Origin of the sequence: Pandoraea anapnoica (assembly GCF_902459765.1) — a bacterium.
Lineage (GTDB): Bacteria > Pseudomonadota > Gammaproteobacteria > Burkholderiales > Burkholderiaceae > Pandoraea > Pandoraea anapnoica.
This window is the reverse complement of record NZ_CABPSP010000004.1, coordinates 67,684-92,011: the sequence shown is the minus strand read 5'-3', so window position 1 is coordinate 92,011 and position 24,328 is coordinate 67,684. Positions and strand designations below refer to the sequence as shown.

Below are 24,328 nucleotides of genomic sequence, written 5' to 3'. Positions count from 1 at the left end.
AAAATGGCTTATGCTAATTCGCACGAGCCAACGTGCTTTTTCCCGGCGTGACCGAAGCATGGTCTAGAAATCCCGATATCGTGACAAGCGACGATTTTTTACTCTGGAGTTAGGCGAACTAATGCGAAACGTGGTCGACGCTTCTTTGCTTGGCGCATTGCGCCCGTTCACTGTGGCGGCAAAGCTGCTCAGTTTTACCCGCGCGGCGGACGCGCTCAACCTCACGCAAAGCGCCATCAGTCAGCAGATGCGTCAGTTGGAACGGCGTCTGGGGTATCCGCTGTTCGTGCGCGGTCATCGAAGTCTGGCGCTGACCTCGGAAGGGAGCACGCTACTCGAAGGCGCACAGCGGGCGTTCGACGAAATCGAATCGACGCTGGCGAGCATTTCCAATTCGGCCACGCCGGTGAAAGTCGGATGCTGCCCTTCGTTTGCCCTGCATTGGCTAGTGTCGCGGCTATCGCAGTATCACCATCACGACGAACGCAACCCGGTGCAGTTGATGGCGGAGTTCGGCGCGCTCGGCGTCGCGACGGACAACATCTCGGAAATCGATCTGGCGATCCGGTACTGTGCCGAGACGCCCGGTACGCCCCGTAGCCGCGCCGGATTGTTCGACGAGTGGCTGATCCCGGTGGCAACGCCCGCCTATCTTCAGCGCACGCCGATACTTGCCGAAGGACGGATCGATGCGGGCTGCGTGTTGCTACACGATGCATTTGCGTGGCCGGGGGCGGAAGCGTCTGCGGAATGGCAGGCCTGGATGCAAGCGATCCGGCCCGACTGGCTGCCTTTCGTGAATGGCCCGCGCTTCAATCTGGCAAGCATGGCGTATAGCGCAGCGCTCAATCATCAGGGCGTGGCCATCGGCCGCGCCTCACTGATCGTGGATGAATTGGCCGATGGACGCCTCATACCGGTGCTGCCGGTGGCGGTTCGTTCACCGGCAAGCTACTGGACTGTCATGCGTAATCGCGAGTCGCCATCGGTCGCCGTGTTTAAGGCGTGGCTGGCTACTCAGGCCGAACAATTCGTGCAAGGCCGCACGTCGGCGTTGCAGCGGATGGGCATCGATCTGCGCGAAAGGCATTAGTGCGGTAGCGCCGCAGTGCCTTATTGCCCGCCCTTTTTCTTCTTTACTCGTCGCTTGCCAACGAGGGCTTCGGGTTGGTCAACGACGGGATCGAACGCTTTCCCGTCCAGCACCGTGTCTGCCTCTGCCTTAGTATCCTCCGCATACTCCGCACTGAACTTGCCGCTGTCGAGAAGTTGCGGGGCGATGGTGTCGTTCGTGGGGATGCCCGGCACCCATTGCGCCACGTTGTCATCAAGCGCGGAGGTTTTCCCCGTCCCTCGATACTTGACGACCATCTCGTTCCACGCGCCGCCATGCACATTGGCCCGAGAGTGTTCGGAGAACGTCTGGTAGAAGATCGCGTTGCGGCGCAGTGGATCGTTCCATTTCTGCTCAAGGGTCTCGCGCAGGGGGTTGTGATCCACGCCCAGTGCTGAATGCGTCTTTCTGACATGAAGATCGTCATCGTCACCTTTGTCCTTGTGACTATAGGCCCCCACGGACGACTGAATGTCCCCCTTGTCGAAGAAGACCGGCCGAGTCACATGAGCGCGCATCGCTTTGGCGTGCTTTTGCAGATTCTGCTTGTCGGCATCTAATTCGTCTTCCGGTTGTTTCGACCGGAACACCGATTTGGCGGTCTCGTTGAACAGGCTAAAGCTTGCGTTCAGATTTTCGGGCAAGAGTGCGGCAGCCGTGCCGCGATCCCGCAGGAAAACCGTATTCTTCAAATTGCCCTCAAGGTCGCCGTAAAGCAACGACGACGGCGCCGCACCGATGGGCACGAGTCCCGAATCGGCCGCTTTCGTTTTCTCCTTGTGCGCCCTGAAGCGCCCCGGATTTAGGGCGACGTTCAGTGCGTCTGCCCCCACAAGCTCTGCGCCGCCCTCCTTGCTCGCGCCCAATTGGGTCGACTCGGCGATCCGTCTGGGTTCATGCCATGTGCGGTAAACGACGCGGTTTTCCTCAAACGCCGCGTCGAGCGAATCCGTTGCCTCATGTGCCTCAATGGCGTGCATCAGATCCGTACCAAACTTCAGAATGGCTGCGGCAGGCAACGATTTCAGACCGCCATGAAACGCGAACAGCATCTCCGACTTGACCCGCTGCTTTTCCACGGGCTTCAGCGACTCGTCAGCGTCGATTTCCGCAAGACATTGCATAAAGGCCGCGTAGGCACCCGAATGACCTTCCTCCGGAATTTCGTCCCGCCATACAACATCTGGCTGGCCCGGATAGCGCGTACCGTCCTTGGGATTCGCCGAGCTGCCGGCCAGATCTTCAAGTACCGCGCCAGTCAACACCGACACCCAGGGATTCAGGCGCGCCTGAAGCTCGAAGCGTCCCCCGGCAAACTGTCGGATACGCGTGTCCTTCGGACGCAGTTGTCCCACCTGACGCGCAATCGAAACCGGATCGGCGGTCGCTTCGATGCCTTTCATCTGCACGCGGCCAGGCGTGACGACGGCAGTGTTGGCGTGCAGCGCGTCGGCCACTGGCGTCGCGTTGGGCTGGGTAATGGGTTTAAGCGATTGCGCCAGAAGGCCGAGATGGACGGCTCCGACATCGGGCCGCCGACTCAACGCGACTTCGCCGTCGTTGAGTCCACCTGTGAGACCGCGCGTGTAGAGATCGTCGGTGACACGCCGTTGCGTAGGCGTCGCTTGCGAGGGAAAAAGACTGTCGATGCGTTTGCGCTGTGCAACGGCCCGTGGGCTGTCGTTCACAATGCTTTGCAGACTGCGAAACTGAGCAGTGGCGGGTCGGCTATCGACGAAGTGATAGCGCCATGTGGCCGTTTTCGGTCGGGAAACCTCCGGTGCGACCGGGGTCCGATTGTCGTTGTCCTGATGCGGCTTCGCATGGAATTGCATGGTCGGTGACGCTCCCGTCGGTTGTCCCGGCAATTCCGGCGGATTCTACTACGGAAGCACGTGGCCGATGTACCCGGCATTGCGGCACGTCAGCCCCCGACCACCCGTCCTACCGCTCGTACTTCTCGACGAACGCTGCCGAACTCAGGTTTCTGAAATCGGCGAGCGCCGCGTCCAGTTCCGCCGGATTCCAGTCCCACCACGCAATCGACCGCATGCGCTCGGCGGTGCGGTCGTCCATGCGATAGCGCAGCACCCGGGCGGGCACACCGACGACGATGGCGTACGGCGGCACGTCCTTCGTCACCACCGCACCGGAGCCAATCGCGGCCCCCGTGCCGATGCTCACTCCCGGCATGATGATCGCGTTGTGGCCAATCCAGACGTCCGGGCCGATCGCGATGGCGTCCTGCGCACGCCAGTCGAAAATCTCGGCATCGTCGTCGAGCGACATACCGTATGAGCGCGAACGATACGTGAAGTGGTGCAGCGTAGCGCGCCACATCGGATGATTCGACGGATTGATGCGAACGCCCGTCGCGATATTTACGAACTTACCAATGTGCGCGTGCGCGATCTGGTTGCTGCCCATCGCGTAGCCGTAGTCGCCAATCGTTGACGCCCGCACCGCCGAGTTCGGTCCGAGATAGGTAAAGCGCCCGAAATCGCTATCGCGCACGAGTGACGTCGGATCGATCTCCGGCACCTCGCTCAACACTCGCGCGCCGGTCCACGGATCGACGCCCTCCCCGCAATTGATACGTTGCATACTGCCCTGCCCTCAATGCACCAGACTGCGCAGGTACGCCGAAGCGCGCTCCGCACAAGCCACCAATACGAACGTGACGATCAGCAGGTACGACACCGTCTGGTAGTCGAACAGGTTCATCGCCGTGAGCAACTGGAAACCGATGCCGCCAGCGCCCACAAAACCGAGCACCAGTGACGACCGCAGGTTCTCGTCGAAGCGGAATAGCCCGATCCCCAGTAGCGAAGGCAATACGCCGGGAATGACCGCATGGGTGAGTACGGCGACGCGTCCCGCGCCGGTAAGCGTCAGGGCTTCGACCGGCCCCATGTCCATGTCTTCGATGACTTCAGCGAACAGACGCCCGAGCATGCCGACCGAGTGGACGGCGAGCGCCAGTGCGCCGGGGAACGGCCCGAGACCGACCGCCGTCACGAACAGCAACGCCCACACCAGATCGGGCACCGCGCGTGTCACGCCGATCACTGCACGTGCGCCGTAGTACAGCGGCAACCCTGGCGTGACATTCTTCGCCGCGAGAATCGCCAGCGGGAAGGCCAGCAGTATGCCGAACACCGTGCCGAAGATCGCCAGGTCGATGGTTTCGAGCACCGGGCGCAAGTTCGGAATGAACTGCGCAAAATCCGGTGGCATGGCGCGCGAAATGATGTCGGCCATGCCGTGTGCGCCGGTAATCAGATCCTGCGGACGCGCCTGCACAACGATCCACGCCTGCACAAACAACGCGATGGCGATCACTACACCGATCAACGTCAGTGCGTTGCGCATGCCCGCAGGCATCTCTCCCGGGCCACGACCGCCCCGCATTTCAAGCACTGTACTCATGAAGCCTCGGTGACATAAAGATTGGCGATTTGACGGGCGGACACTTCATGCGCCAGCTGATCGAATTCCATCACGCCGCGACGCAGTCCGACCATACGGTCGGCATAGCGCATGGCGAGATCCGGCTGGTGCAGCACAACGACGACGGCCAGTCCGTCCTCGGTTGCGAGACGACGCAGCAGGCGCATGACTTCGTCGGCGGCCTCGGGGTCGAGACTCGCGACGGGCTCATCGGCCAGTAACACATGCGGTTCCTGAGCCAGGGCACGGGCGACGGCGACACGTTGCGCCTGACCGCCCGAAAGCGTGCCAGCACGTTGCTTTTCGAGATGCAGCAGACCGACTTCGTCCAGATACGCGCGCGCCGGTTCGATGGTTTCGCGCGGCATGCGTCCGAGTGCGCTCGCGAGTGTGCGGTGACGTCCGAGTGCGCCACAGCACACATTGGCGATCACGCTGCGACGCTTGACCAGATTGGCGTTCTGCGAGATCAGTGCGAGCGGCAGACGCGCTTCGCGCAGCGGCTCGCCGGACAGCTTAACCAGATCGCGTCCGGCCAGATTCACGCTGCCCTGCGTCGGACGGTTGATGCCGACCACGCACTTCATGAAGGTCGATTTGCCGGAGCCATTGCTGCCGAGCACCACGACCATTTCGCCGGCCTCGACCGACAGATTGAAATCGCGCAACGCGGTATGACCGTTCGCGTAGCACATCGTCAGATTCTGAACGGCGAGCTTCACACCGGGGGCGAGTTTGGTACGGCGAAACGCTCCCGGCGTGCTGGCATGGGCGGCCCCGGCGGCCGCGAATGCGTCAGCCGGGGGCAATGCCAATCCGTCCGTTGCTTTGGACAAGGTGTTCACAGTTTCGACAGATCGATATGGAGGGTGGAGACGAGATCGCGAATCTGGTTGTAGGCCGCGTCGTTCTGCGGCACGGTCTTGAGCGCCGGAGTCGCGTTGGCAGCCATGAACTTCTGGTCGGCTTCCGGCAGTTCCTTCAGGTCGAGATTCGACAGGATCTTCGCCAGACGCGTCTTGAACTCGGCAGGCAGATCGCCACGAACGGCCATCGGGTCGACCGGGATCGGGTCCGACTTCCACAGCGTGACGTAAGCCTTGTCGTCGTATTCGCCGTGCAGACGCGCGCTGGAGATTTCTTCGCTGTTCAGTTCGCCAGCGACGACCTTGTGGTTACGCAGGGCTTCGAACGACGCCGTGTGGCTGCCTGCATAGATGGCCTTCACACCCTTGTCCGGGTCGATGCCGTTCTTACGCAGACCGTAGGCCGGGAACAGGTGACCCGAGGTCGATGCCGGATCGGCGTACGCGAACGACTTACCCGCCGTGTCGGCAAGCGTCGTCACGCCCGAACCCGGCCACGTGACGATCGATGCGTAGTAGTTCTGCGGCGAACCGTTTTCATTGGCGAACGTGGCGACAGCTTCGGCATGCGCGACCTGATGCGCAAGCACATAGCCGAGCGGACCGAACTGGGCGAATTCGAGCTTGTTGTTGCGCATCGCTTCGATCTCGGCGTTATAGCTCGTGGCGATGTACAACTCGACCTTGCAGCCGAGCTTGTCGCCGATCAGCTTGGCGAGATCGGTGTAGACCGGCAGCATGCGTGCCGACGATTCGTACGGCTCGACGCCGAAGCGCACGACACCATTGTTCGGGCACTCGCCTGCGGCGTGTGCTGCACCGCTGGCGACAGCAGCAAAGAAGGCGAGCGCGGCGAAGCGTTTGATAGCTTTCATGAATTCCCTCTGGGTTGTACTACGGGCGTGCGAAAACTCTGCTGCGGATTCTAGGAATCGGACATGACAGAACCGTGATTCATTTATCTGAACGTCTAGATGATTTTGTTACTAAAAATTACGCCCCGAAATCGTGACGATTCTGCATACGGACACGCCAAAGTCACACATCCATCACGTCGCGCGCACTACAATGCGCCCTGATCGATGAACATATGAAGTCCAGGGGATGACGTCGCTATGACAGCGAGCGGGAATGCAGTATTGAGTGCAAATGCAGCCAATGGGGAGCGGGTCGAGCGCGGCGCAGGGGTGGCCGTCTGGCGTCAGATCGAGCAGATTCTCGCCAGGGAGATTGCCGCCAACGGTTTCGGCGACGAAGGCCGTCTGCCGAGCGAAGGGGAACTCGCAAAGCGCTTCGACGTGAACCGTCACACGGTGCGACGCGCCGTACTGGGGTTGGCCGCGAACGGTCTGGTGAGCATCGAACAAGGACGCGGCACCTTCGTGCAGCGCGGCGCCATCGACTATCTGATCGGGCGACGCACACGCTTCACCGAGAACCTGCGCCAGCAACATCACGCAGCCGAGGGACAGATGCTCTCGGCGGTGCGCCTTCAGGCCGATGCGGCCGTCGCCAAGGCGCTGGAATTGCGTGTGCGCGCCCCGGTGTGGCGCATCGAGTCGCTGCATGCGGCCGACGGCGTGCCGCTGACGTACGCGTGCAACTGGTACCCTGCCGCGCGCTTCCCGGATCTGCCGAGCCTGCTCGAAGAAGACAGCAGCATCACGCACGCGCTCGCCTCGATGGGCGTGCCTGACTATCTGCGCAAGTGGAGCCGCATCGGCAGCGTGCTGCCGGACACCGAGATCGCCTGGCGTCTCGGCGTGAATCGCCAGCAACCGGTGCTTTGGGTCGAGAACGTCGACGTCGATCTCGACGGCTTGCCGATCAAATACGGCATCACGCACTTCGCTGCGGATCGCGTGCAACTGATGGTCGATACGTCGACGTGAACCCTCGTGGACCGGTCAGGAGAACGGTCCACGCTCACGACACGTTAGACAAGATGGGGCACTGACGACGCGAGCAACGCAATGCCCGATGCTGTCAGCAGCGAGAGAACGATCTGGCGGAAACGTGCTTCGCTCAGACCGATGTACAGCTTCGCGCCGAGGAAGGTCGGAATCAGCATCGCCGGACCGACGATAGCGAACAAGGGAACGGCCTCTTTCGTCACGACACCCGTCGCGAGATAGGCCCCCATCGTCACCGTCAGCATCGCCAGATTGAAGTTCTGGATGACTGCGCGCTGCGTATCCTTCTCGAAACCTCGCAACGTGCACCACAGTGTGGGCAACGTCCCGGCGAACCCGCCAATGCCGCTCAGTACACCGCCCGTCAACCCTGCAACGGCGTCGCCGAACCGGCCGCCAACCGTGATCTTCGGCAGATCCCGAGCGAGCAACATGCCCGGACACCAGACGACAAGCAACGTGCCCAACGCCGCCTTGAACCAGTGCATTTCCAGATGCGGCAGAATGGCGACCCCCACCGGAATGCCAGCGAGTCCACCCAGCAAGAACGGCAGCAATAACTTCAGATTGAATCCGCGACGCATCGTCACGGCGCTCAGGAGTTGTCCGGTCAGTGCACCGAACACGGCCAGACATGCCGCGAGTTTGGGGTCCAGCGACCATGCCCAGAACGACATGGCGACCAGTCCGAAAGCGAAGCCGGAGATGCCTTGCACAAAACCGGCGACGACGGCGCCAACGGCCGTCAGCAGATAGATTTCGATCATCGCGCTTCCTGAGAGAGGCGTCTTCGCGCAACGGCGTGTGACGATCAGGAAGATTGTGATGCGCGAAGCACACGTGGCGATTCGATCTTCGGATGTCCGCATACGATTTGACTTATACGGAACGCGGCCCCCCAGGGACGGGGTGCCGCGCTTTTCAGACGATCACTCAGGCGATCAGTTCGCCATGACCGAGACAGCCTTCGTCACGAGATAGGCTTCCATTGCCTCCGGTCCGCCTTCCGAACCGTAGCCCGAATCCTTCACGCCGCCGAACGGCATTTCGGGGGACGGCGCGGCCGGCTGGTTGACCCACAGCATGCCCACTTCCAACTGCTGCGAGAGCAAGTGCACGTTGCGGAACGATTGCGTGAACGCGTAACCGGCCAGACCGAACGGCAGACGGTTCGCTTCTGCAATCGCGTCTTCGAGCTTATCGAAGCCACGGATGGCCGCCACCGGGCCGAACGGCTCGTTATTGAACACATCGGCTTCGAGCGACACGTCGGTCAGCACGGTCGGAGCGAAGAAGTTGCCGGACGTGCCGACGCGCTCGCCGCCCGTTGCAATCGTCGCGCCCGTCTTGCGTGCATCTTCGATGACGCGGCTCATGGCCGTGACACGACGTGCGTTGGCGAGCGGGCCGAGCGTCGTGCCTTCGGCAAGACCGTCGCCCAGCTTCAGCGATTCGGCGTGCTTGACGAGCGCCTTCGCGAACTCGTCCTTGATGCTGTTGTGCACGAGAAAACGCGTCGGCGAAATGCACACCTGACCGGCGTTACGGAACTTCGCACCACCCGCCGCCTTGATGGCCAGCGCGAGGTCGGCGTCTTCGGCCACGATGACCGGCGCATGACCGCCCAGCTCCATCGTCGCGCGTTTCATGTGCAGACCGGCCAGCGAGGCCAGTTGCTTGCCGACCGGCGTCGAGCCGGTGAATGTAATCTTGCGGATGATCGGGTGCGGAATCAGATAGCTGGAAATCTCGGCCGGATCACCGAAGACCAGCCCCACCACACCGGCTGGCACGCCGGCGTCGACAAACGCTTGCAGCAGCGCGGCAGGCGATGCCGGAGTCTCTTCCGGTGCCTTGACCAGGAACGAACAGCCGCAGGCCAGCGCAGCGCTCAGTTTGCGCACAACCTGGTTGACGGGGAAGTTCCACGGCGTGAAGGCGGCGACCGGACCGATCGGCTCCTTAAGCACCGTCTGCTGCGCATTCAGATTGCGCGACGGCACGACACGGCCATACACGCGCATGCCTTCGTCGGCGAACCATTCGATGATGCCTGCAGCGGAGAGCACTTCGACACGCGCTTCGGCGAACGGCTTGCCCTGCTCCTGCGTCATGAGCCGCGCAATCGAATCGGCACGTTCGCGCACAAGGACAGCAGCCTTGCGCATCGTCACGGCACGCTCGGCGGCCGGAATCTTGCGCCACGTGGCGAAACCGCGCTGGGCGGCGTCGAGGGCGCGGTCGAGGTCGGCGATGCCCGCATGCGCGACTTTACCGATGGCGGCGCCCGTCGCCGGGTTGACGACGTCGAGCGTCTTGCCGCTGGCGGCATCGCACCACTCGCCGTTAATCAGAAGTTTGGTGTCTGTATAACCTGACGTAACCATATGAATTTCCTGAGAATGATTGGGCAAAGGCGAGGCGCACGAACTGATGGCCATCGGCCCTCCGTACACCCCACTGCGCATTACATCGACGCGTCCAGCATCTCGCGATAATCCTCAGCCGAGGCATCTCGCGGGTTGGTCTTGTGGCTGTGATCTTTCAGCGCACCCTCGATGATGCGCGGGAACTGCTCGCGAGTCACCCCCAGTTCCGCAAGTCCACCCGGCAGGCCGAGTCTGGCTGTCATCGCGGCAATCGCCGGACCCACGTCGTCGCCCGAGGGCAATCCCATCGCCTGCGCCAGCCGGTCGAGCTTGGAATCCTCCTGCATCGAAGGCGCCGTGCGGTTGAACGCGATCACGGCAGGCAACAGGATAGCGTTGAGCGTGCCGTGATGCAGGCGAGGATTCATGCCGCCCAGCGAGTGGCTCAGGCTGTGCACGCAGCCGAGGCCCTTCTGAAAGGCAAGCGCACCTTGCATCGACGCACTCATCATGTTCAGGCGTGCTTCACGATCGGACGGCTCGCGTGTTGCGCGCTCGATGTGCCGCCAGGCGCGCCACAGGCCGTCGAGCGCGATACCGTCGGCGGGCGGATTGAACGCCGGGGCCATGAACGTTTCCATGCAGTGCGCGATGGCGTCCATGCCGGTCGCGGCCGTCATTCCGGCAGGCAAACCCAGCGTCAGTGCGGGGTCGCAGATGGCCACGCGAGGTACCACGTACGGGGAGATGACCCCGACCTTGCGCCCATCGTCGAGGATCAGGATCGCCCCACGGCCGACTTCGCTCCCGGTACCGGCGGTCGTCGGAATCGCGACGACCGGAGCCGTCGCCGACGTGATACGCGCCGCGCCCCCTTCGATCACGGCAAAACTTTGCAACGGCCCCTCATGCGTTGCGCACACCGCAACTCCCTTGGCCAGATCGATGGACGAGCCGCCGCCCAGGGCAATCACACCATCGCATTCGTTCGACCGATACATGGCGACCGCGTCGCGTACGACCGATTCGTTCGGGTTAGGCGGTGTCGCGTCGAAGACAGGCACCGACTCGCCCTGCCCCAGCGCGCTCAATACGGTGTTGAGCAATCCGGCGGCACGAATGCCCGCGTCCGTCACGATCAACGGGCGGCGAATGCCGATGCGTTCGCACTCGCTCGCGAGAAGCCGGATCGAGTCGAAGCCGAACTGGATCTGGGTGATGTAGTTGATGAGGGACATAGTAGATGACGGAAAGTTATAGAAAAGCTATGCTCACGCAGAGATTTCGCAGTGTATGGCCCATCGCGCCGCGGCGATATTGACAGCATTTGATAGCGATATAACTTTTCATCAAGACAATGATGCCTCCCTCGCTAAATTCGATCATCTCCCGGCTGCACGTCAAGCAACTCCGGTTGCTCATCGCCATCGAGGAACACGGTTCGTTGCTGGGCGCGGCCAAGCAGCTCGCAATGACGCAGCCTGGGGCCAGCAAGGCGTTGCATGAGATCGAGACGACCTTCGGCACCGCCCTGTTCGAGCGCTCGAACCGCGGCCTCGAACCGAACGCCGTCGGGCACTGTGTGATTCGTTACGCTCGACTGATCCAGTCGGATCTGGCGCACTTGCGCGAAGAGATGGTCGGGATCATGCGCGGACATGGCGGGCGCGTGTCGGTGGGCGTGATCATGGGGGCCGTACCGTTGCTCACCGACGCCATCACTGCGGTCAGTGAGGTGCAGCCCGAGATGTCGATTGAAATCGTCGAAGACACGAGCGCCGCCCTGCTGAGCCAGATCGATGCCGGTCGGCTCGATCTCGCCGTCTGCCGCACAAGCGTCAGCCAGACGCCCTACCTATACGACAGCACCTTTGTTCAGGACGAAACGCTCGCCGTCATCGCCAATACTGCGCACCCGCTGGCCGACACCGCCCATGTATCTCTGGAAGATCTCGCGCACTACCGTTGGGTGGTCTACCGGGCCAACATGCCGATGCGACGACTGCTGGAGCGGGAGTTTCATGACGCAGGGCTGCGGTTTCCCGCGCATTTACTGGAAACGACGTCCGCCTTTGCGACCGTGTCGTTGCTTCAAAAGAACCCGTCGCTGGTCGCGCTGGTGTCCATCGATGTGGCGCGCTTCCACACCGAACACGGCATCGCCTGCACGCTGCCCCTGACGCTGTCGTCTCTCAGCGAGCCGTACGAGCTGGTCACACGGCGCGGTGCCCCACTGTCGCACGGCGCGCAGATGTTGATGGACGCCATCGTCGCGAATGGCGCCGTCCGGGGCGAATAAGCTGCGCTCCTTCGCCCACGGCATCGCAGGTATGCGTCCCTCGCATGGCGAAGGGACGCGACACCACCGCCTGCTCTGAGAAAAAGTTATAGCACTAACGCAAACGTTCAGTGTACCGACGGCTCCCGCCTTTGTAGACTTCGTCCGGTCATTAAAAAACAAGGTGGAGACAATGAGCGGAATAGCGCCCAACAGCGCAGGCACCCCCGGCCTGACGTCATCAATGAAAGAAGCGATGGTGCCCGACGCCGAGCGTCGACGCGCACTCCTCGGCAGTGCCGTGGGCAGCACCATCGAGTGGTACGACTACTTCCTTTACGGAACGATGGCGTCCATCATCTTCGCAAAGCAATTCTTCCCAAGCACCGACCCGCTGGTCAGCAACCTGCTGGCGCTGGCGACGTTCGCGCTGGCCTTCGTCATTCGCCCGCTGGGCGGCGTGATCTTCGCGCACATCGGCGATCGCGTCGGTCGCAAGAAGACGCTGGCCATCACGTTGACGATGATGGGCATGTCGACGGTACTCATGGGCTTGCTACCCAATTACGACCAGATCGGCGTATGGGCGCCGATCCTGCTCTCCGTGCTGCGGCTGATGCAAGGGCTGGCGCTGGGCGGCGAATGGGGCGGCGGGGTTTTGCTGGCGGTCGAGTACTCGCCCCGCCATCGTCGCGGCTTCTACGGTGCGGTACCGCAGACGGGTGCGGTGCTTGGGCTAGCGCTGGGCAACATCATCACGTCGCTGTTGAGCAACTCGATCAGCGACGCCGACTTCCAAAGCTGGGGATGGCGCATTCCGTTCGTCGGCTCTATCGTGCTGGTGCTGATCGGCATGTGGATTCGCAACGCCGTGGGCGAGACGCCATCGTTCAAGAAGATCATGGCCACGCGCACTGAGACGCGCATTCCGCTCAAGGAAACGTTGCAGGATCACTGGCGTTCGGTGCTGATCGCCATTGGCGCGAAGGTGGTGGAGACGTCGACGTTCTTCCTGTATGCCACGTTCACGATCTCGTACATGATCGGTCACGGCTTCCAGCGCTCGGACATTCTGAACATCGTGCTGGTCTGCGCGCTGATCGCCTTCCCGTTCATGCTCTACTTCGGGCATCTGTCGGACAAGATCGGGCGCAAGAAGGTCTTCCTGTGGGGCACGGTCGCGTTCATCGTGTGGATCGGGCCGTACTTCTGGCTGCTGAATCAGAAGTCGATTCTGCTGGCGTCGGTGGCCGTGGGGGTCGGCCTGAGCGTGATCTGGACGACCTATGGCTCGATGATCGGCACGTTGCTCGCCGAGGCGTTCCCGCCGTCGATTCGCTACACCGGGATGTCTCTCGGCTATCAGATCGGCGCTGCGCTCGTCGGCGGTCCGATGCCGCTGATTGCCACTGCGCTCGTCGCCTACTTCGGCGGCAGCTACGTGCCGGTGGTCTTCTTCATGATCGCGTGCGCGCTGGTGTCGGTCGTTGCCGTCGCGCTGGTAAAGGATCGTAGCGGGTTGCCGCTGGACGACTGACCGTCTCGCACTCAACTCGCAAAAATGGCCACCAGCGTCAAAACTGGCGGCCTTTTTTATTGCGTCGAACGGTTGAGAACGATCAGCGAGCCGGGACCGGGGCCAGCGATTCGTGCGTACCCGACGTGCGCTGCGCAGCCTTGTGCACCATCGTATAAGCGTAGTCGACACCCATGCCGTAGGCCCCAGCGTGTTCCTTGACGAGCTTCATCACTGCGTCGTAGGTATCGCGGTGCGCCCAGTCGCGCTGCCATTCGAGAAGCACCTGCAACCACGTGACCGGCACTGCGCCCGCCTGCACCATGCGCTGCATGGCGAAATCGTGGGCTTCCTTGCTGGTGCCGCCCGAGGCGTCGCCGACCATGTAGATTTCGTAGTCGCCTTCGAGCATGGCGCACAGGGCGAAGGTCGTATTGCAGACTTCGGTCCACAGGCCCGCGACGATCACCTTTTTGCGGCCATTGGCCTTGAGCGCGTCTCGCACCTTTTGGTCGTCCCACGAATTCATCGAGGTGCGCTCAAGGGTCTTCGCGCCGGGGAATACGTCGAGGACTTCCGGATATGTGTAACCGGAGAACGATTCGCTCTCGACCGTCGTGATCGTCGTCGGGATATTGAAAATCTTCGCGGCCTTGGCCAGACCGACCACATTGTTCTTCAGCGCCTGACGGTCCATCGACTGAACACCGAATGCCATTTGCGGCTGGTGGTCGATGATGATGAGCTGGCTGTTCTGAGGGGTCAAGACTTCGAGCTTGGGATTCGACATGGTCAGGGTCCTTTGACTTTACGTTGCGCGCGGGTGCACTGTGCAACCCGACGAAAGACTAGTCGACCCGGGGGATGCCGGAATATCACCTGATGGTATTAGTGCCCAAAATGGCGGCGGCCCGAGCGGGCCTCCATCAGCCTGTGGCCGCCTTGCCAGCGTCAGCGCGCCGGTCCCAGCCCTCGGCCGGACGCACTTCCGTGTCCGGCACGACCACGACGCAGTTCCGGCCGTTTGCCTTTGCCGCATAGAGCGCAGCGTCGGCTCGGGCCATCACGGTCGCCAGGGTGTCGCCCGCGCCGAACTCGTCCACGCCTGCACTGAGCGTGGGCACCACATCCCGGTTCGGGACGCAGGAACCCGAAGTGGCCACAATGTCGCGCAACCGGTCGACGAGGCGGCCCGCTTCTTCTTTCGTGACGTGCGGCAGCAGCAAGGCGAACTCTTCCCCGCCAATGCGCCCGACGACGTCGTCGGCCCGGATGGAGCGTGAGATCAGCGACGCGACGTGCGCCAGCGCACAATCCCCGGCGGCGTGCCCATACCGGTCGTTCACGCTCTTGAAGTTGTCGATATCGAGAATGGCAACGGACAGCGGCATGCGCCCCATCCCGCTTTGCAGGGCAACCGTTTCGGCGCGTGCAATGAAGGCGCGGCGCGCCAGCACGCCGGTCAGATCGTCGTAGGTGGCAAGCCGCTCCATCCGGTCGGCGAGCCGGTCGTGCGCCAGCAGAACCATGCCGACCGACAGACTCGGGAGCGTGAGCGTCGCCATGCCGAGGAAGAGCACGTTCAAGGGTGTCGGCTCAAGGAATACCGTTTCATGGGCGAGGCCCAGGGCGTAGGCAATCGATCGAACCCCGTGCACGACCGCTCCGAGCGTTGCAGCCACCGAGACGAAGTAATACGCGTACTTAGGCCGACCCGGGGGACGGTACCGCAGCACCATCCAGCCAATGTTAAAGCGGACGTAGGCGATGACGCCCGAGATCATTGCGCTGCGGGCATCGACGTGCGGGGACACAAACGTCCAGTACATCAGCAGACCGAGGATCGCGGCGATCGCCACGTATTCCCACGCGTAATCGGTGCGCGTATTCAGAAACTGACGGAAACCTTGTACCCCGAGCAGCGAGGCAATCATCAGCAGGCTACTCGACGTCGCCACGACGATATCCGATGTGCCGGAGAGCAACAGCGCGGACGTCACGGCCAGCAGTCCGCTGGCCACGCTCCACAAGCGAACCCCTGGCACGTGCGCCTGATACAGCGAGCCGAGAACCGCCACGCTCATGACACACGAGAGGATCGCGATGCTGATGAAGGTTGCCGGGATAGACATGTAGGCCTGGCGAAGTATTTTGTTTCGTATATCGCCGGAACGGGCTATGGGCGGTGCGTGCTGTACGGCCCCCCTCTATGGTCATCCCCGCGATGACCCCGTCTTTCGGCTTGTTTAGTCGCCAGCATAGCTGAAATCGGTGACGGGCCCACGTCGTTTTACGAACGGCGCGGCCCGTCTTGTTTCGTTCGTTTACCGTCAAAGTGGACTGATCATGACAGATTACGGCTGATCGTCGCGCGCTTTGAGCTGGTACTGGTACCAGGCGATCACCGCGATGATGAACAGCACCAGGAAAATCGGGATCATGTAGCCGCGCGCGAGCCATCGCAGGAACGGATCGCAGAACAGCAACGCCAGCCCCAGCAGCATCCATACAGCGGCCACGACCAGCGCAGGTGCGTGATGGTAGCGCGCCATCCACTCCCGCCAGCGGCACGATACGTAGTACGCCACGCCGCACCCGATCAGCAACAGCAGCACGAGCTTTGTCGCCAGCCGGAACGCGTAGAGGTTCTCGCAGACCGTCTTGCATACGGCGGACGATTGTGCGCCGGGCGGATCCTGATAGTGATCCGCGATGCACTCACTGATGCTGCGCGTCAACGTACAGGCCTGCACGCCCTCCATCGCCTTGGGGACCAGCGAGTCGACCGTAGGCATCGCCGGATCGGTCTTTTGCGTCGTGCCGGCGGCGCTCAGCGGCATCGGCCAGAAACCGATCCCGCCAAAATTGTCCTGCGCATAGACGATGTCGTCCTGGAGTTGCTGCCAGTTGTCGTTGTCGAACGTGATAACGGGCACGATCTGGCGCAGCACCGTCATGCGCGCCTCTCCGTGTAGCCCGGCTTCGACCGATTCGCGCAACGCCTTCTTCGAATCGGTGGTTGGCTCGTCGAGCAGCACCAGAAAGTTCGGCCGACGCTTCTGGTCGCGCTCGACACGGGCCAGCAGGTCTGTCACGGCGTTTTTGTCGCTGTCCGTCACCAACTGCATGAGGTTCGTATAACTGTAGACGCCATGTCCGACGCGGTCGTGCCGCAGCATGACGTCGATGCGATCCCCCGCCCTTGCCTTGCGCAATCGGCTGCGCAACTGATCCACGAATTGGTTGAAGGCCTGCACCGACACCGGGTCTTCCGGATAGCCGTCGAAGAACAGCACCACGCCGCTGCCGTTGGTCGGCGCAAAGCGCGCGCCGAATGGGAGGTGATTCGAGACGGCGGCGGTCCAGTTTTTCAACCCGGTCGAGAGCAGCCGCACAATGTCGTCGCTCAGGCGATTGAGCACGGCGACCTTACGGTCCTTGTCGAGCCGGGCCCACGAGCGCCAGTCGTTGCGCTGAATGACCCACTGTACGTTGCTCTGATGGCGCTGGGCGACGGACACGAAATCTCCGGGCAGCGACACCGACGTCTGCGCCAGATCCACGAAGCTACTGCCGTAGTTGGCTTGTACCAGACGTCCGGTATCGTCGAAGGTCGCCCCGTAGTAGCCAATGCGCGAGAGCGTGCTGAAGTCGACGTTCTGCTTCGGCCCGGCCATCCAGAACGGGAAGAAGCCGTACACCTCTCCATCCAGACGGTCCAGCACGCACCCGCAGCCGTTGCCGTCCCAACTGACCTGCTTGTTGGGGTCGAACGCGGGCTTCTTGCGCGCGGTAGCGACCAGCGACGGGCGGAACCGGTCGTACAGCGCCTGCATCAGTTGCGGCAGCGACAAAGTGTCGACGTTGCTGCATGCGCCCTTGCGCCACAGCGCTTCGAGTTGCGCGAACAGCGCGGGATCGCGCAGGACCGCCGACAACTGCTGCATCTGTTCGGCGGAGACTTTGCGTGCGTCGGCCACGCTGCCCGGGATGCCTGTGGGGCACGCGCCCACGCCCTCGCGCAAACGCGCCATCACAGCCCGGTCGAACAACCACAATTGGGGATATTGCAATCCCTGCAACCCCTTGAGCATGTCGAGGATGACCGGTGGCACCGACTCGTTGCGTCGGCTAGATGCCAGCTCCGCAAGCGCCTGTGCCGTCAGCACATAAGTGGTTTGCGATTGCGCCGCCCGCACGATCTCGGGGACATAAGGGTCGACCGGGGTTTTGATGTCGACCGTGGCGTCGAGAATCGCTTCGTTGAAGTCCGCCTGACTCGCATATTCTTCCGTCAACCCGGAGACGGCATCGATGATCGGCGTGGGCACACGGGCGTCGTTGCGAAGCTGCGCAAGCGAGGCCTGCGTCAACTGATAGGTCGTTGTGATCGCGACCGCACGCGCTTCCGGCAGATAGGCGTGCGCCTGTTGGCCCAGGTCCTTGAGCGCATCGAGCACCGCTGCGTCGAACAGCGGCTGGTTCAGGTACACCTTGTCCTGCAAGGCGGAAAGGTGATCGATGACCTTCGACTTCGACGCCAGCAACGTGAAGTCGGCGGCGTCAAGCGTGTAGTTGTAGATCGTGAGCAGCGCGCGGTCGGGATCGGGGCCCGCATTACGGCTGCCGTCGGTGTCGAGGTGATACAGCCACAACATGGCGGCGATCTCGTCGTCCGTTCCCGCGAGACGGATCTGGTAGTAACGCGCCTGCTCTTTCGGCTCGAATCCGTCGATCCACTTCCCGAGGTCCGCGCCGACCAGATCGGCCTTCCATTGCGGATGCGCGCGCACAATCGACGCGAACTTCAGCAGTGCCTGCACCGACGCGCTCGTCAGATTACCGACAGGCTGCATCTTGAAGTCGAGCCAGAATCGATTCAGCCACGACAAGGTGATCGGTCCGACAAGGTTGTCGGACAAGGGCCGCGTGCTCTCGCGGTAGGCCTGAAGATAGGCCGGGTCTTCCGAGTAGATGATGAGCAACGCTTGCTGGATGGCGCGACGCGTGGCGGGCGCGAGATGCCGTACGACATCTGCCGAAATCAGCACCGTGGCCGGGCCGGAGGTCGGTTCGGGCTTCACCTGAACGGTGTTTACGATGTGCCATGCCTGCTCGGGCGTCATCGGCTTGCCGTCGCTGCCGATGGGCGGCGCCATACGCGAGAACTTCGCCGTCGACGCTTCGGCGGGGGCCGCGACGGCTTGCGTGGGCGCGCCCTTGACGGCGACAGGTTGCGAGGCTGGTGCGGAGACGGTTGGCGCAGTCGCTTCGACAGGGTCGGAGGGGGCAGCGGGAGATGACGCGGCAGACGCCCCCGCCGTGCTCGCCGACGTCGGCTCGGCGCCGACGACCGGTCCTTGGATGACAAGCCCCAGCACCAGCGCACCGAGTAACGGCATCCGCCTGCGGGCACATCTTAGAAAGTCGACAGGGCTCATATCAGATCGTGCGTCCTTCTTTGATGTGTTCGCGTCGGATCGCGCGCAGCAAGTCGCCTTGCGTCACGACATGACGGCCGTCGCGCTCTGCCCACATGACGGCATGCCGCGCCACGTTGAGCAGCGCACCGCCCGAAAGCACGTGTTCGGCTGCGAGCGCGGGCAGATCGACCTCATCCGATAGTCCCCGGCGCGCGGGGAAGAGATTGCGCCACAGTTGGAGCCGCTGAATTTCGTCCGGCATGGGGAAATGGATTGCACTCTGGAAGCGCCGGGCAAAGGCTTCGTCGATGTTGTCTTTCAGGTTGCTCGCCAGCAGCACCACGCCGGGATAGTCCTCGATGCGCTGAAGCAGATAAGCGACTTCCTGATTGGCGTGACGGTCGTTGGCGGTGCTGCCCTCGGTGCGCTTGCCGAACAGCGCGTCGGCTTCGTCGAAGAACAGAATCCAGTGCTTGTTCTGCGCCTGATCGAAGACGTTCGCCATGTTCTTCTCCGTCTCGCCGATGTACTTCGAGACGATCTTCGACAGGTCGATGCGATACACATCCACGCCGGCCGCCTTGCCGAGCAGCGTCGCGGTGAGCGTTTTGCCCGTGCCCGGCGGGCCGTAGAACAAGGCCCGGAAGCCGGGTTTGACGATGCGATCGAGTTGCCAGCGTTGCATGATGCCCTCGCCGTCGTCGAGCCATTGCCGGATCTGGTCGATCTCCTCGATCACGTCCGGCGTGAGCACGAGGTCTGGCCAGTCGTGCTGCGTCGTGATGCGCTTTGCAGGAAATCCGGCGCTGTAGTCCGGCTTATGCTCGCGGCCCGATGTACTGCGTTCGAGGAAGTCGCGCTCGATATGCAACGCGGCGGCCAGGGCCGGTTCGCCGTCCGCCCGGCGTTCGAGTCGCAGAATTGAGGCGCGCGCGAAGACGTGGTCCGTGTCGAACAGTGCCATGACATCGAAGCGGCGGCTCAAATCGTCGCCTGCGAGGACGAACGCAGCGGTCTCTCCGGTCGGCAGCAGACCGTTGTGATGCTGAGCGCGCCATCCACCGAACTCGGTGAACTGGCGCTCGGTGTTCTTGTTCTGCGTGAACAGCAGATCCAGCGCTTGCGGGCGAACGTGCGGCAGCATCGCGAGCATGAGCACGATACGGGCGTCGAAATCGTCGGCCAGTTCGTGTTCGCGCAAGGCGCGCGCAAATGGCGAGGGATCGTCCGTCAGATCCGGTGGTGTATGCGCATAAATGTCGTGCGGCACGCCTTCATGCATGAAGTACGCGTGCAGCCGCGTCTCCAGCACTGCACCGAACCATTCGATCTCGCGCGACAGGCTCGCGGCGTTCGCGCCCAACGGGTCGAAGGGATCTAATGAATCGGTCATGCCCACTCCACCCATAGCGTCTGCTCCATCCAGGACAGACGAATTGTCGCGATGCTCCACGGCAGGCGATCCAGCAGCATGTCGTATGGCGCTCGCCTCACCTTCAAATGCCAGCCATCCTCCGCCAGCGACAACCGGCCTTCGCGCTGCAAAAAGCTTCCGCGAAGCCCGTCGCGAGACGTGTTACCGAGCGCAGACCAGTACTGGATGATGACGTCGAGCATCTGGTCGCAGATCTTCGACTCGTCGTCCGTGATGTCGAGATGGCGCGCCACCGGCGTAGCGAACGGCAATCCGCAAAGCAGCTTGTGCATCGTCAGATGCGGCTCGGGGGCTTCGGTAAGGCCAGAGCCGACGTAGTGCAGCAGCAACACAGCGCGCTCCGCGGCTTCGTCGCTGACGAAGCGGTGTTCCTTTGTCAGGCCGAGTGTGTCCCAGAGCTGAGACGTGAACGGCCAGGTCAGGACCATCCCGGCGTAAGGCACCATCAGCGGGGTTTGCAAGAGGTGGGCTTTGTCGGTGACGTCGGCAGTGCGCATATCGATACCGGTTTGTTGTTGAACGCGCGAGGCGAGCGCGGGCGGCACGGCGACGTTCGCGTGGCGAGCCAGTTGCGCCACGAGCGATGTTGCGAACGTTGGGGCGTCGAACGGACGCTGCGGCAGGAATAGCCACGGGAACAGGAAACGCCAGCGCGCACGGTGCAAACTCGCCGGTGCGACCGTCTCGACGGACGTAGCGAACAGATCCGTGATGTCGCTGGCGACGCGCAGCATTTGCGCCACTTGCGGCGTGTCCCGGGACGACAGCCGCGCGATGCCCGGCCACAGCGGCTGCGGAATCAGATCCAACCAGCGCTCGGCCAGCGCCTCGTCTTCTGCGGCCATCGCGATGACCGGTCGCAGCCCATGCGCGCCCGAATAAACCGACTGTCGAAGCCAGATGTCGAAACCGGCAGGCGGCGTCTTGCGCTGTCGGAAGTCCGTGGAAGTGAGATAGGCGATGAAGTCTTCCGGCATGGTGGGCGGACGGCGTGGGGATGTCGAGGGGATTGGGGCGAGTGCATTGAAATCCGGATCGTCCTGGGCTGACGAAGCGACTTCCGCAATCGCCGACGCCGCGAACAGATCAAGGTCTAGCACGGCACCGCTGACGAGCCCGGCGGCAACACTCGCGTAATAGCGCTCAGTGGCTTCGGCGGCTTCGGCGGCTTCGGCGGCTTCGGCGGCTTCGGCGGGAAGATCATCGACGTCCGGTGCGTTGTCGAGAATCGAGCGGTAAAGCACTTCTCTGTGCGCGTCGGGAATCGTTTCGCTGACGGCGATCATCGTGTCGAGGACGGCTTGCCAGTGGTAAGCGGCGATCCCGGCAAGACCGGACTCGCGCGCTGACGATATCTCCGTGACGATTTGCCGCAGGTCGACTCGCTCTGCATCGGACAACGACGAGGAGCGAGCGATCAGGTCGCCGCCTTGCGGGTTCACTCGTTGACGAAGCTGGACGAGACGTTGGATTGCTACCTTAGATGTGTGGCGGGCCGTGGTGTCGGCTGCCGGTGCTGGCGACGCGGTTGTGACGGTTGCACGCCACAGATCAAGCGCCCGACGCACCCATGCTGACGGACCGCGACTCAGGGCGGCGGCCTCTGGCACAGCGAACAGCTCGGACGAAATGGAAGATATGGACGCGATCGGCGAGACGGCACGTAACTGCGCGAAGAGTGCATGCCAGACTTCCTGCTTCCACTGATCGAACTCAGTCTGTGACGGTACGTACCGTGTGGTCGGCTCGGCGTGAGCCTCGTGCCCGCTTGCGGCGGCACGGCCGGGTGAGCTTTCGCGCGTGAGAGACGTGTCGCCGGGCAGACGCTCAATGGCGCGCGCCGACGCTTGATCTGCATCAACCAGTCGATCGACGGAAAGCCCCGAAAACGCCTCCCAAACGGCCGCTGCGGACGGCACCGTCACCGTTGCGAGATCCACAAGCATCGCCTCTGGAAAGCCCTCAACGACGCGCATCAACACCGTGTCGTACGTCGCGTAATGACGCCAGACGGACGCAAGCGCTGCGCGTTCGTCACCGATCCATCCAGCCCAATCCTCGTGAAGCGCCACAGCCGAACCGCTCAACAGCGCCTGGATAAGCCTCTCACGGCGGCTCGTCGCCGGCGCATGCACGTCGAAGTCGCCTATGGATGGCTGCGCGTCTGGTACAGATGGTGGCACTACGGGTTCGGCCGGCATCGGCTCGCCGACAATGCTTCTATGCGCGAGTCTGATACTACCGGCATCGACGCTCACCAGTGGCGAACCATCGTCGGCACGCTGATCGCCGTCAGCGAGGCGATTCCCGCCGCGCGTTGATGCGTGCGATCGATCCGCCGGGTCTCCCACGGCGGCGTGCGGCACATCCGACTCGAAGATACCCAATATCGCAGCGATGTCGTGAGTCCACGCCTTACGCCACGCCCACGTTCGACTGGCGTCCTTTTGGATGCTCCGCGGACGGGCGCCGACGCCGTAATCTTCGGCTTGTGTGCGCCTCTGCGGCGCTGAACTTTGCGTCGCTGCAGAGCGCTCCGTCAGCATAACCGTCAACATGTCCTCAAGCATCGACACCGGAAACGTCAGTGCGATTTGCTCGCGCAGATCGGAGACAGCCAGATAGTGACGCAGCGCTTCTCGTAAAGTGTCCGCGTCGTCGGCCACCAAGGTCGTCCAGACACCGTAAAGCGTCTTCGCCTGCGCACGCATCAGGGCCACGGCCAGCAATGCCTTCAGGCCCGCATGGGTAATCACGTCGGGACGTTCGACTGCCATGCTCGCCGCACCTTCCGAACGACGCGTAGGCGTACCGCCCTCGTTCACGTGCCCATTCACTCTCGTTTCGGAAACGCGGTGCAACGCATCGATCATCGGTGAACGTGCCAAACCCGCTTGAGATACCTCGCCCGTCCTCGCAGCGTCCATCGCACCCGTGCGCGCCTCGTCGCCTCGCCCGAGTTGTCGAACCTTCGTGACCAAATCAAACGCGTCGCGCGCCGGTCCCCGCACCTGCGCAATCGACAGCACCGCTTGCCATATGTCGTGCCAAGGCATTTCTCGCAGACCAGCATCCGGCGGAAACAGGCCCATTGTGAGCAACCGGGTGCGGGCGGCCGTTTGCGCCTTGGTGCGCTGTGCCGCATTCCAACCGACGCGCGTAAGCAAGTGATCAAGCGCATCAAGTTGTCGCAACCACCCGGACGCCTCTGCCGGACGTAACGCGCGAAGAAGTGCTTCGACGTCGTTCGCCGGAAACTGCTTCGTCAGCCGCTGGATGAGTGTGTCCGGCGAGGCGCTCGCCCGGATTTGTTGCCGGACGGCCTGTATGTCGCCCGCCAGCACGCGCGCCAGAAGTCCTCCGACGCCGTCGGCCGCCACAGCGTCGGTGTCTCGACGCATTCGTTCGTCCCGGCGCGACGCATCGTCAGGTCGGGCCTGCACGAATGCTGGCGCCCCCCCTGGGTTCCCCGATTGGCCGGACGCCAGAAACGCTATCAACTCGGCCGCGTCCGCAGCGGCGGCTGTCGCGAACTTGCTGACATGAGGTGTCGACGCCGCCTTAGGCCACACGGAAGCGCCATCACTGTCCAACAACATTTGCGCAACACCCGAGTCACTATCGCCGCTACCGCCGACACCCTCGCCTTCCCCGCCATTCTCGGCCACACCTGCGTTCCGACGCATGACGAGCACGTCCACCAACGCTTGCGCCAGCCGCTCGGCCAACGTCTCGGGCAGGTCCTCGGCGTACACCTCACCAAGATCGACATCGAGCCGATCGATACGGTAGATGTCTGCCGCCGCACCATCGTCGATTGCTTCGTCGAACACCGACGCCACCACCGGCAGCAACTGGTCGACAACCAGCGCTCGCAGCGGTTCGCCTTGCGACATCGCCATGCTGCCCGACGCAAAGGTCAGATCGAAATCGAGCGAGCGGATCCGATGCCGGTAGGCCATGG

17 protein-coding genes are annotated in these 24,328 nt (G+C 62.7%); 4 read left to right on the top strand and 13 right to left on the bottom strand.

Features of this window, described 5'->3' with window-relative positions:
• Positions 1–121 precede the first annotated feature (121 nt).
• Complete coding sequence (locus PAN31117_RS08590; protein WP_150737824.1) at positions 122–1,093, top strand: LysR family transcriptional regulator; 972 nt, start codon at positions 122–124, stop codon at positions 1,091–1,093.
• Positions 1,094–1,113: 20 nt separating this feature from the next.
• Here PAN31117_RS08590 and PAN31117_RS08585 read toward each other — a convergent pair whose 3' ends face one another.
• From PAN31117_RS08585 to PAN31117_RS08565, 5 genes are all read right to left on the bottom strand, one after another.
• Entirely contained in the window at positions 1,114–2,571 is a 1,458-nt protein-coding gene (locus tag PAN31117_RS08585) for a hypothetical protein (RefSeq protein WP_150737823.1), read from the bottom strand.
• 487 nt (positions 2,572–3,058) lie between these two features.
• Positions 3,059–3,718, bottom strand: a complete 660-nt coding sequence (locus PAN31117_RS08580) for a DapH/DapD/GlmU-related protein (protein WP_150737822.1) — start codon at positions 3,716–3,718, stop codon at positions 3,059–3,061.
• A gap of 12 nt (positions 3,719–3,730) precedes the next feature.
• Positions 3,731–4,543 (bottom strand): phosphonate ABC transporter, permease protein PhnE, encoded by an 813-nt coding sequence (gene phnE, locus PAN31117_RS08575; RefSeq protein WP_150737821.1) that lies wholly within the window; start codon positions 4,541–4,543, stop codon positions 3,731–3,733.
• Positions 4,540–5,409, bottom strand: a complete 870-nt coding sequence (locus PAN31117_RS08570; RefSeq protein ID WP_370855737.1) for a phosphonate ABC transporter ATP-binding protein — start codon at positions 5,407–5,409, stop codon at positions 4,540–4,542. The genes phnE and PAN31117_RS08570 overlap by 4 nt, the downstream gene beginning before the upstream one ends.
• Positions 5,406–6,305, bottom strand: coding sequence for a phosphate/phosphite/phosphonate ABC transporter substrate-binding protein (locus tag PAN31117_RS08565; RefSeq protein WP_150737820.1), 900 nt, complete (start codon positions 6,303–6,305; stop codon positions 5,406–5,408). Before PAN31117_RS08565 ends, PAN31117_RS08570 begins: the two co-directional genes overlap by 4 nt.
• Positions 6,306–6,569: 264 nt before the next feature.
• Between PAN31117_RS08565 and phnF the strand changes: the two genes are divergently transcribed.
• Positions 6,570–7,322 (top strand): phosphonate metabolism transcriptional regulator PhnF, encoded by a 753-nt coding sequence (phnF, locus tag PAN31117_RS08560; protein WP_246188979.1) that lies wholly within the window; start codon positions 6,570–6,572, stop codon positions 7,320–7,322.
• 44 nt (positions 7,323–7,366) lie between these two features.
• Here the strand turns inward: phnF and PAN31117_RS08555 are convergent, their stop codons facing one another.
• From PAN31117_RS08555 to gbd, 3 genes are all read right to left on the bottom strand, one after another.
• Positions 7,367–8,110 (bottom strand): sulfite exporter TauE/SafE family protein, encoded by a 744-nt coding sequence (locus tag PAN31117_RS08555; RefSeq protein WP_150737818.1) that lies wholly within the window; start codon positions 8,108–8,110, stop codon positions 7,367–7,369.
• Between the two features lie 174 nt (positions 8,111–8,284).
• Entirely contained in the window at positions 8,285–9,730 is a 1,446-nt protein-coding gene (locus tag PAN31117_RS08550; protein WP_150737817.1) for an NAD-dependent succinate-semialdehyde dehydrogenase, read from the bottom strand.
• Positions 9,731–9,810: 80 nt separating this feature from the next.
• Positions 9,811–10,950, bottom strand: coding sequence for a 4-hydroxybutyrate dehydrogenase (gbd, locus tag PAN31117_RS08545; RefSeq protein WP_150737816.1), 1,140 nt, complete (start codon positions 10,948–10,950; stop codon positions 9,811–9,813).
• Between the two features lie 122 nt (positions 10,951–11,072).
• On the opposite strand from gbd, the gene PAN31117_RS08540 reads away from it, so the two are divergent.
• Both PAN31117_RS08540 and PAN31117_RS08535 read left to right on the top strand, forming a co-directional pair.
• On the top strand, positions 11,073–12,011 hold the full coding sequence (locus tag PAN31117_RS08540) for a LysR family transcriptional regulator (protein ID WP_150738058.1): 939 nt from the start codon (positions 11,073–11,075) through the stop codon (positions 12,009–12,011).
• A 172-nt stretch (positions 12,012–12,183) separates the two neighbouring features.
• Positions 12,184–13,527 (top strand): MFS transporter, encoded by a 1,344-nt coding sequence (locus PAN31117_RS08535; protein ID WP_150737815.1) that lies wholly within the window; start codon positions 12,184–12,186, stop codon positions 13,525–13,527.
• A gap of 82 nt (positions 13,528–13,609) precedes the next feature.
• On the opposite strand, the gene PAN31117_RS08530 is transcribed toward PAN31117_RS08535, so the two are convergent.
• The 5 genes from PAN31117_RS08530 to PAN31117_RS08510 all read right to left on the bottom strand — a co-directional run bounded on the left by PAN31117_RS08530 (position 13,610) and on the right by PAN31117_RS08510 (position 24,326).
• Entirely contained in the window at positions 13,610–14,296 is a 687-nt protein-coding gene (locus PAN31117_RS08530) for a hydrolase (protein ID WP_150737814.1), read from the bottom strand.
• A 136-nt stretch (positions 14,297–14,432) separates the two neighbouring features.
• Positions 14,433–15,638, bottom strand: coding sequence for a GGDEF domain-containing protein (locus PAN31117_RS08525; protein WP_150737813.1), 1,206 nt, complete (start codon positions 15,636–15,638; stop codon positions 14,433–14,435).
• 222 nt (positions 15,639–15,860) lie between these two features.
• Positions 15,861–18,908 (bottom strand): hypothetical protein, encoded by a 3,048-nt coding sequence (locus tag PAN31117_RS08520; RefSeq protein WP_150737812.1) that lies wholly within the window; start codon positions 18,906–18,908, stop codon positions 15,861–15,863.
• Between the two features lie 40 nt (positions 18,909–18,948).
• Positions 18,949–20,322 carry an ATP-binding protein gene (locus PAN31117_RS08515; protein ID WP_150737811.1) on the bottom strand — a complete coding sequence of 458 codons (1,374 nt, stop codon included), beginning with the start codon at positions 20,320–20,322 and terminating at the stop codon, positions 18,949–18,951.
• Positions 20,319–24,326, bottom strand: a complete 4,008-nt coding sequence (locus tag PAN31117_RS08510) for a contractile injection system tape measure protein (RefSeq protein ID WP_150737810.1) — start codon at positions 24,324–24,326, stop codon at positions 20,319–20,321. The genes PAN31117_RS08515 and PAN31117_RS08510 overlap by 4 nt, the downstream gene beginning before the upstream one ends.
• Positions 24,327–24,328 lie beyond the last annotated feature (2 nt).

Excerpts from the sequence above, each read along its gene's own strand:
- PAN31117_RS08590 (WP_150737824.1), top strand. The coding sequence starts at position 122 with ATGCGAAACGTGGTCGACGCTTCTTTGCTTGGCGCATTGCGCCCGTTC.
- PAN31117_RS08580 (WP_150737822.1), bottom strand. The coding sequence starts at position 3,718 with ATGCAACGTATCAATTGCGGGGAGGGCGTCGATCCGTGGACCGGCGCG.
- phnE (WP_150737821.1), bottom strand. The coding sequence starts at position 4,543 with ATGAGTACAGTGCTTGAAATGCGGGGCGGTCGTGGCCCGGGAGAGATG.
- PAN31117_RS08565 (WP_150737820.1), bottom strand. The coding sequence starts at position 6,305 with ATGAAAGCTATCAAACGCTTCGCCGCGCTCGCCTTCTTTGCTGCTGTC.
- PAN31117_RS08555 (WP_150737818.1), bottom strand. The coding sequence starts at position 8,110 with ATGATCGAAATCTATCTGCTGACGGCCGTTGGCGCCGTCGTCGCCGGT.
- PAN31117_RS08550 (WP_150737817.1), bottom strand. The coding sequence starts at position 9,730 with ATGGTTACGTCAGGTTATACAGACACCAAACTTCTGATTAACGGCGAG.
- gbd (WP_150737816.1), bottom strand. The coding sequence starts at position 10,950 with ATGTCCCTCATCAACTACATCACCCAGATCCAGTTCGGCTTCGACTCG.
- PAN31117_RS08540 (WP_150738058.1), top strand. The coding sequence starts at position 11,073 with ATGCCTCCCTCGCTAAATTCGATCATCTCCCGGCTGCACGTCAAGCAA.
- PAN31117_RS08535 (WP_150737815.1), top strand. The coding sequence starts at position 12,184 with ATGAGCGGAATAGCGCCCAACAGCGCAGGCACCCCCGGCCTGACGTCA.
- PAN31117_RS08530 (WP_150737814.1), bottom strand. The coding sequence starts at position 14,296 with ATGTCGAATCCCAAGCTCGAAGTCTTGACCCCTCAGAACAGCCAGCTC.
- PAN31117_RS08525 (WP_150737813.1), bottom strand. The coding sequence starts at position 15,638 with ATGTCTATCCCGGCAACCTTCATCAGCATCGCGATCCTCTCGTGTGTC.
- PAN31117_RS08520 (WP_150737812.1), bottom strand. The coding sequence starts at position 18,908 with ATGCCGTTACTCGGTGCGCTGGTGCTGGGGCTTGTCATCCAAGGACCG.
- PAN31117_RS08515 (WP_150737811.1), bottom strand. The coding sequence starts at position 20,322 with ATGACCGATTCATTAGATCCCTTCGACCCGTTGGGCGCGAACGCCGCG.
- PAN31117_RS08510 (WP_150737810.1), bottom strand. The coding sequence starts at position 24,326 with ATGGCCTACCGGCATCGGATCCGCTCGCTCGATTTCGATCTGACCTTT.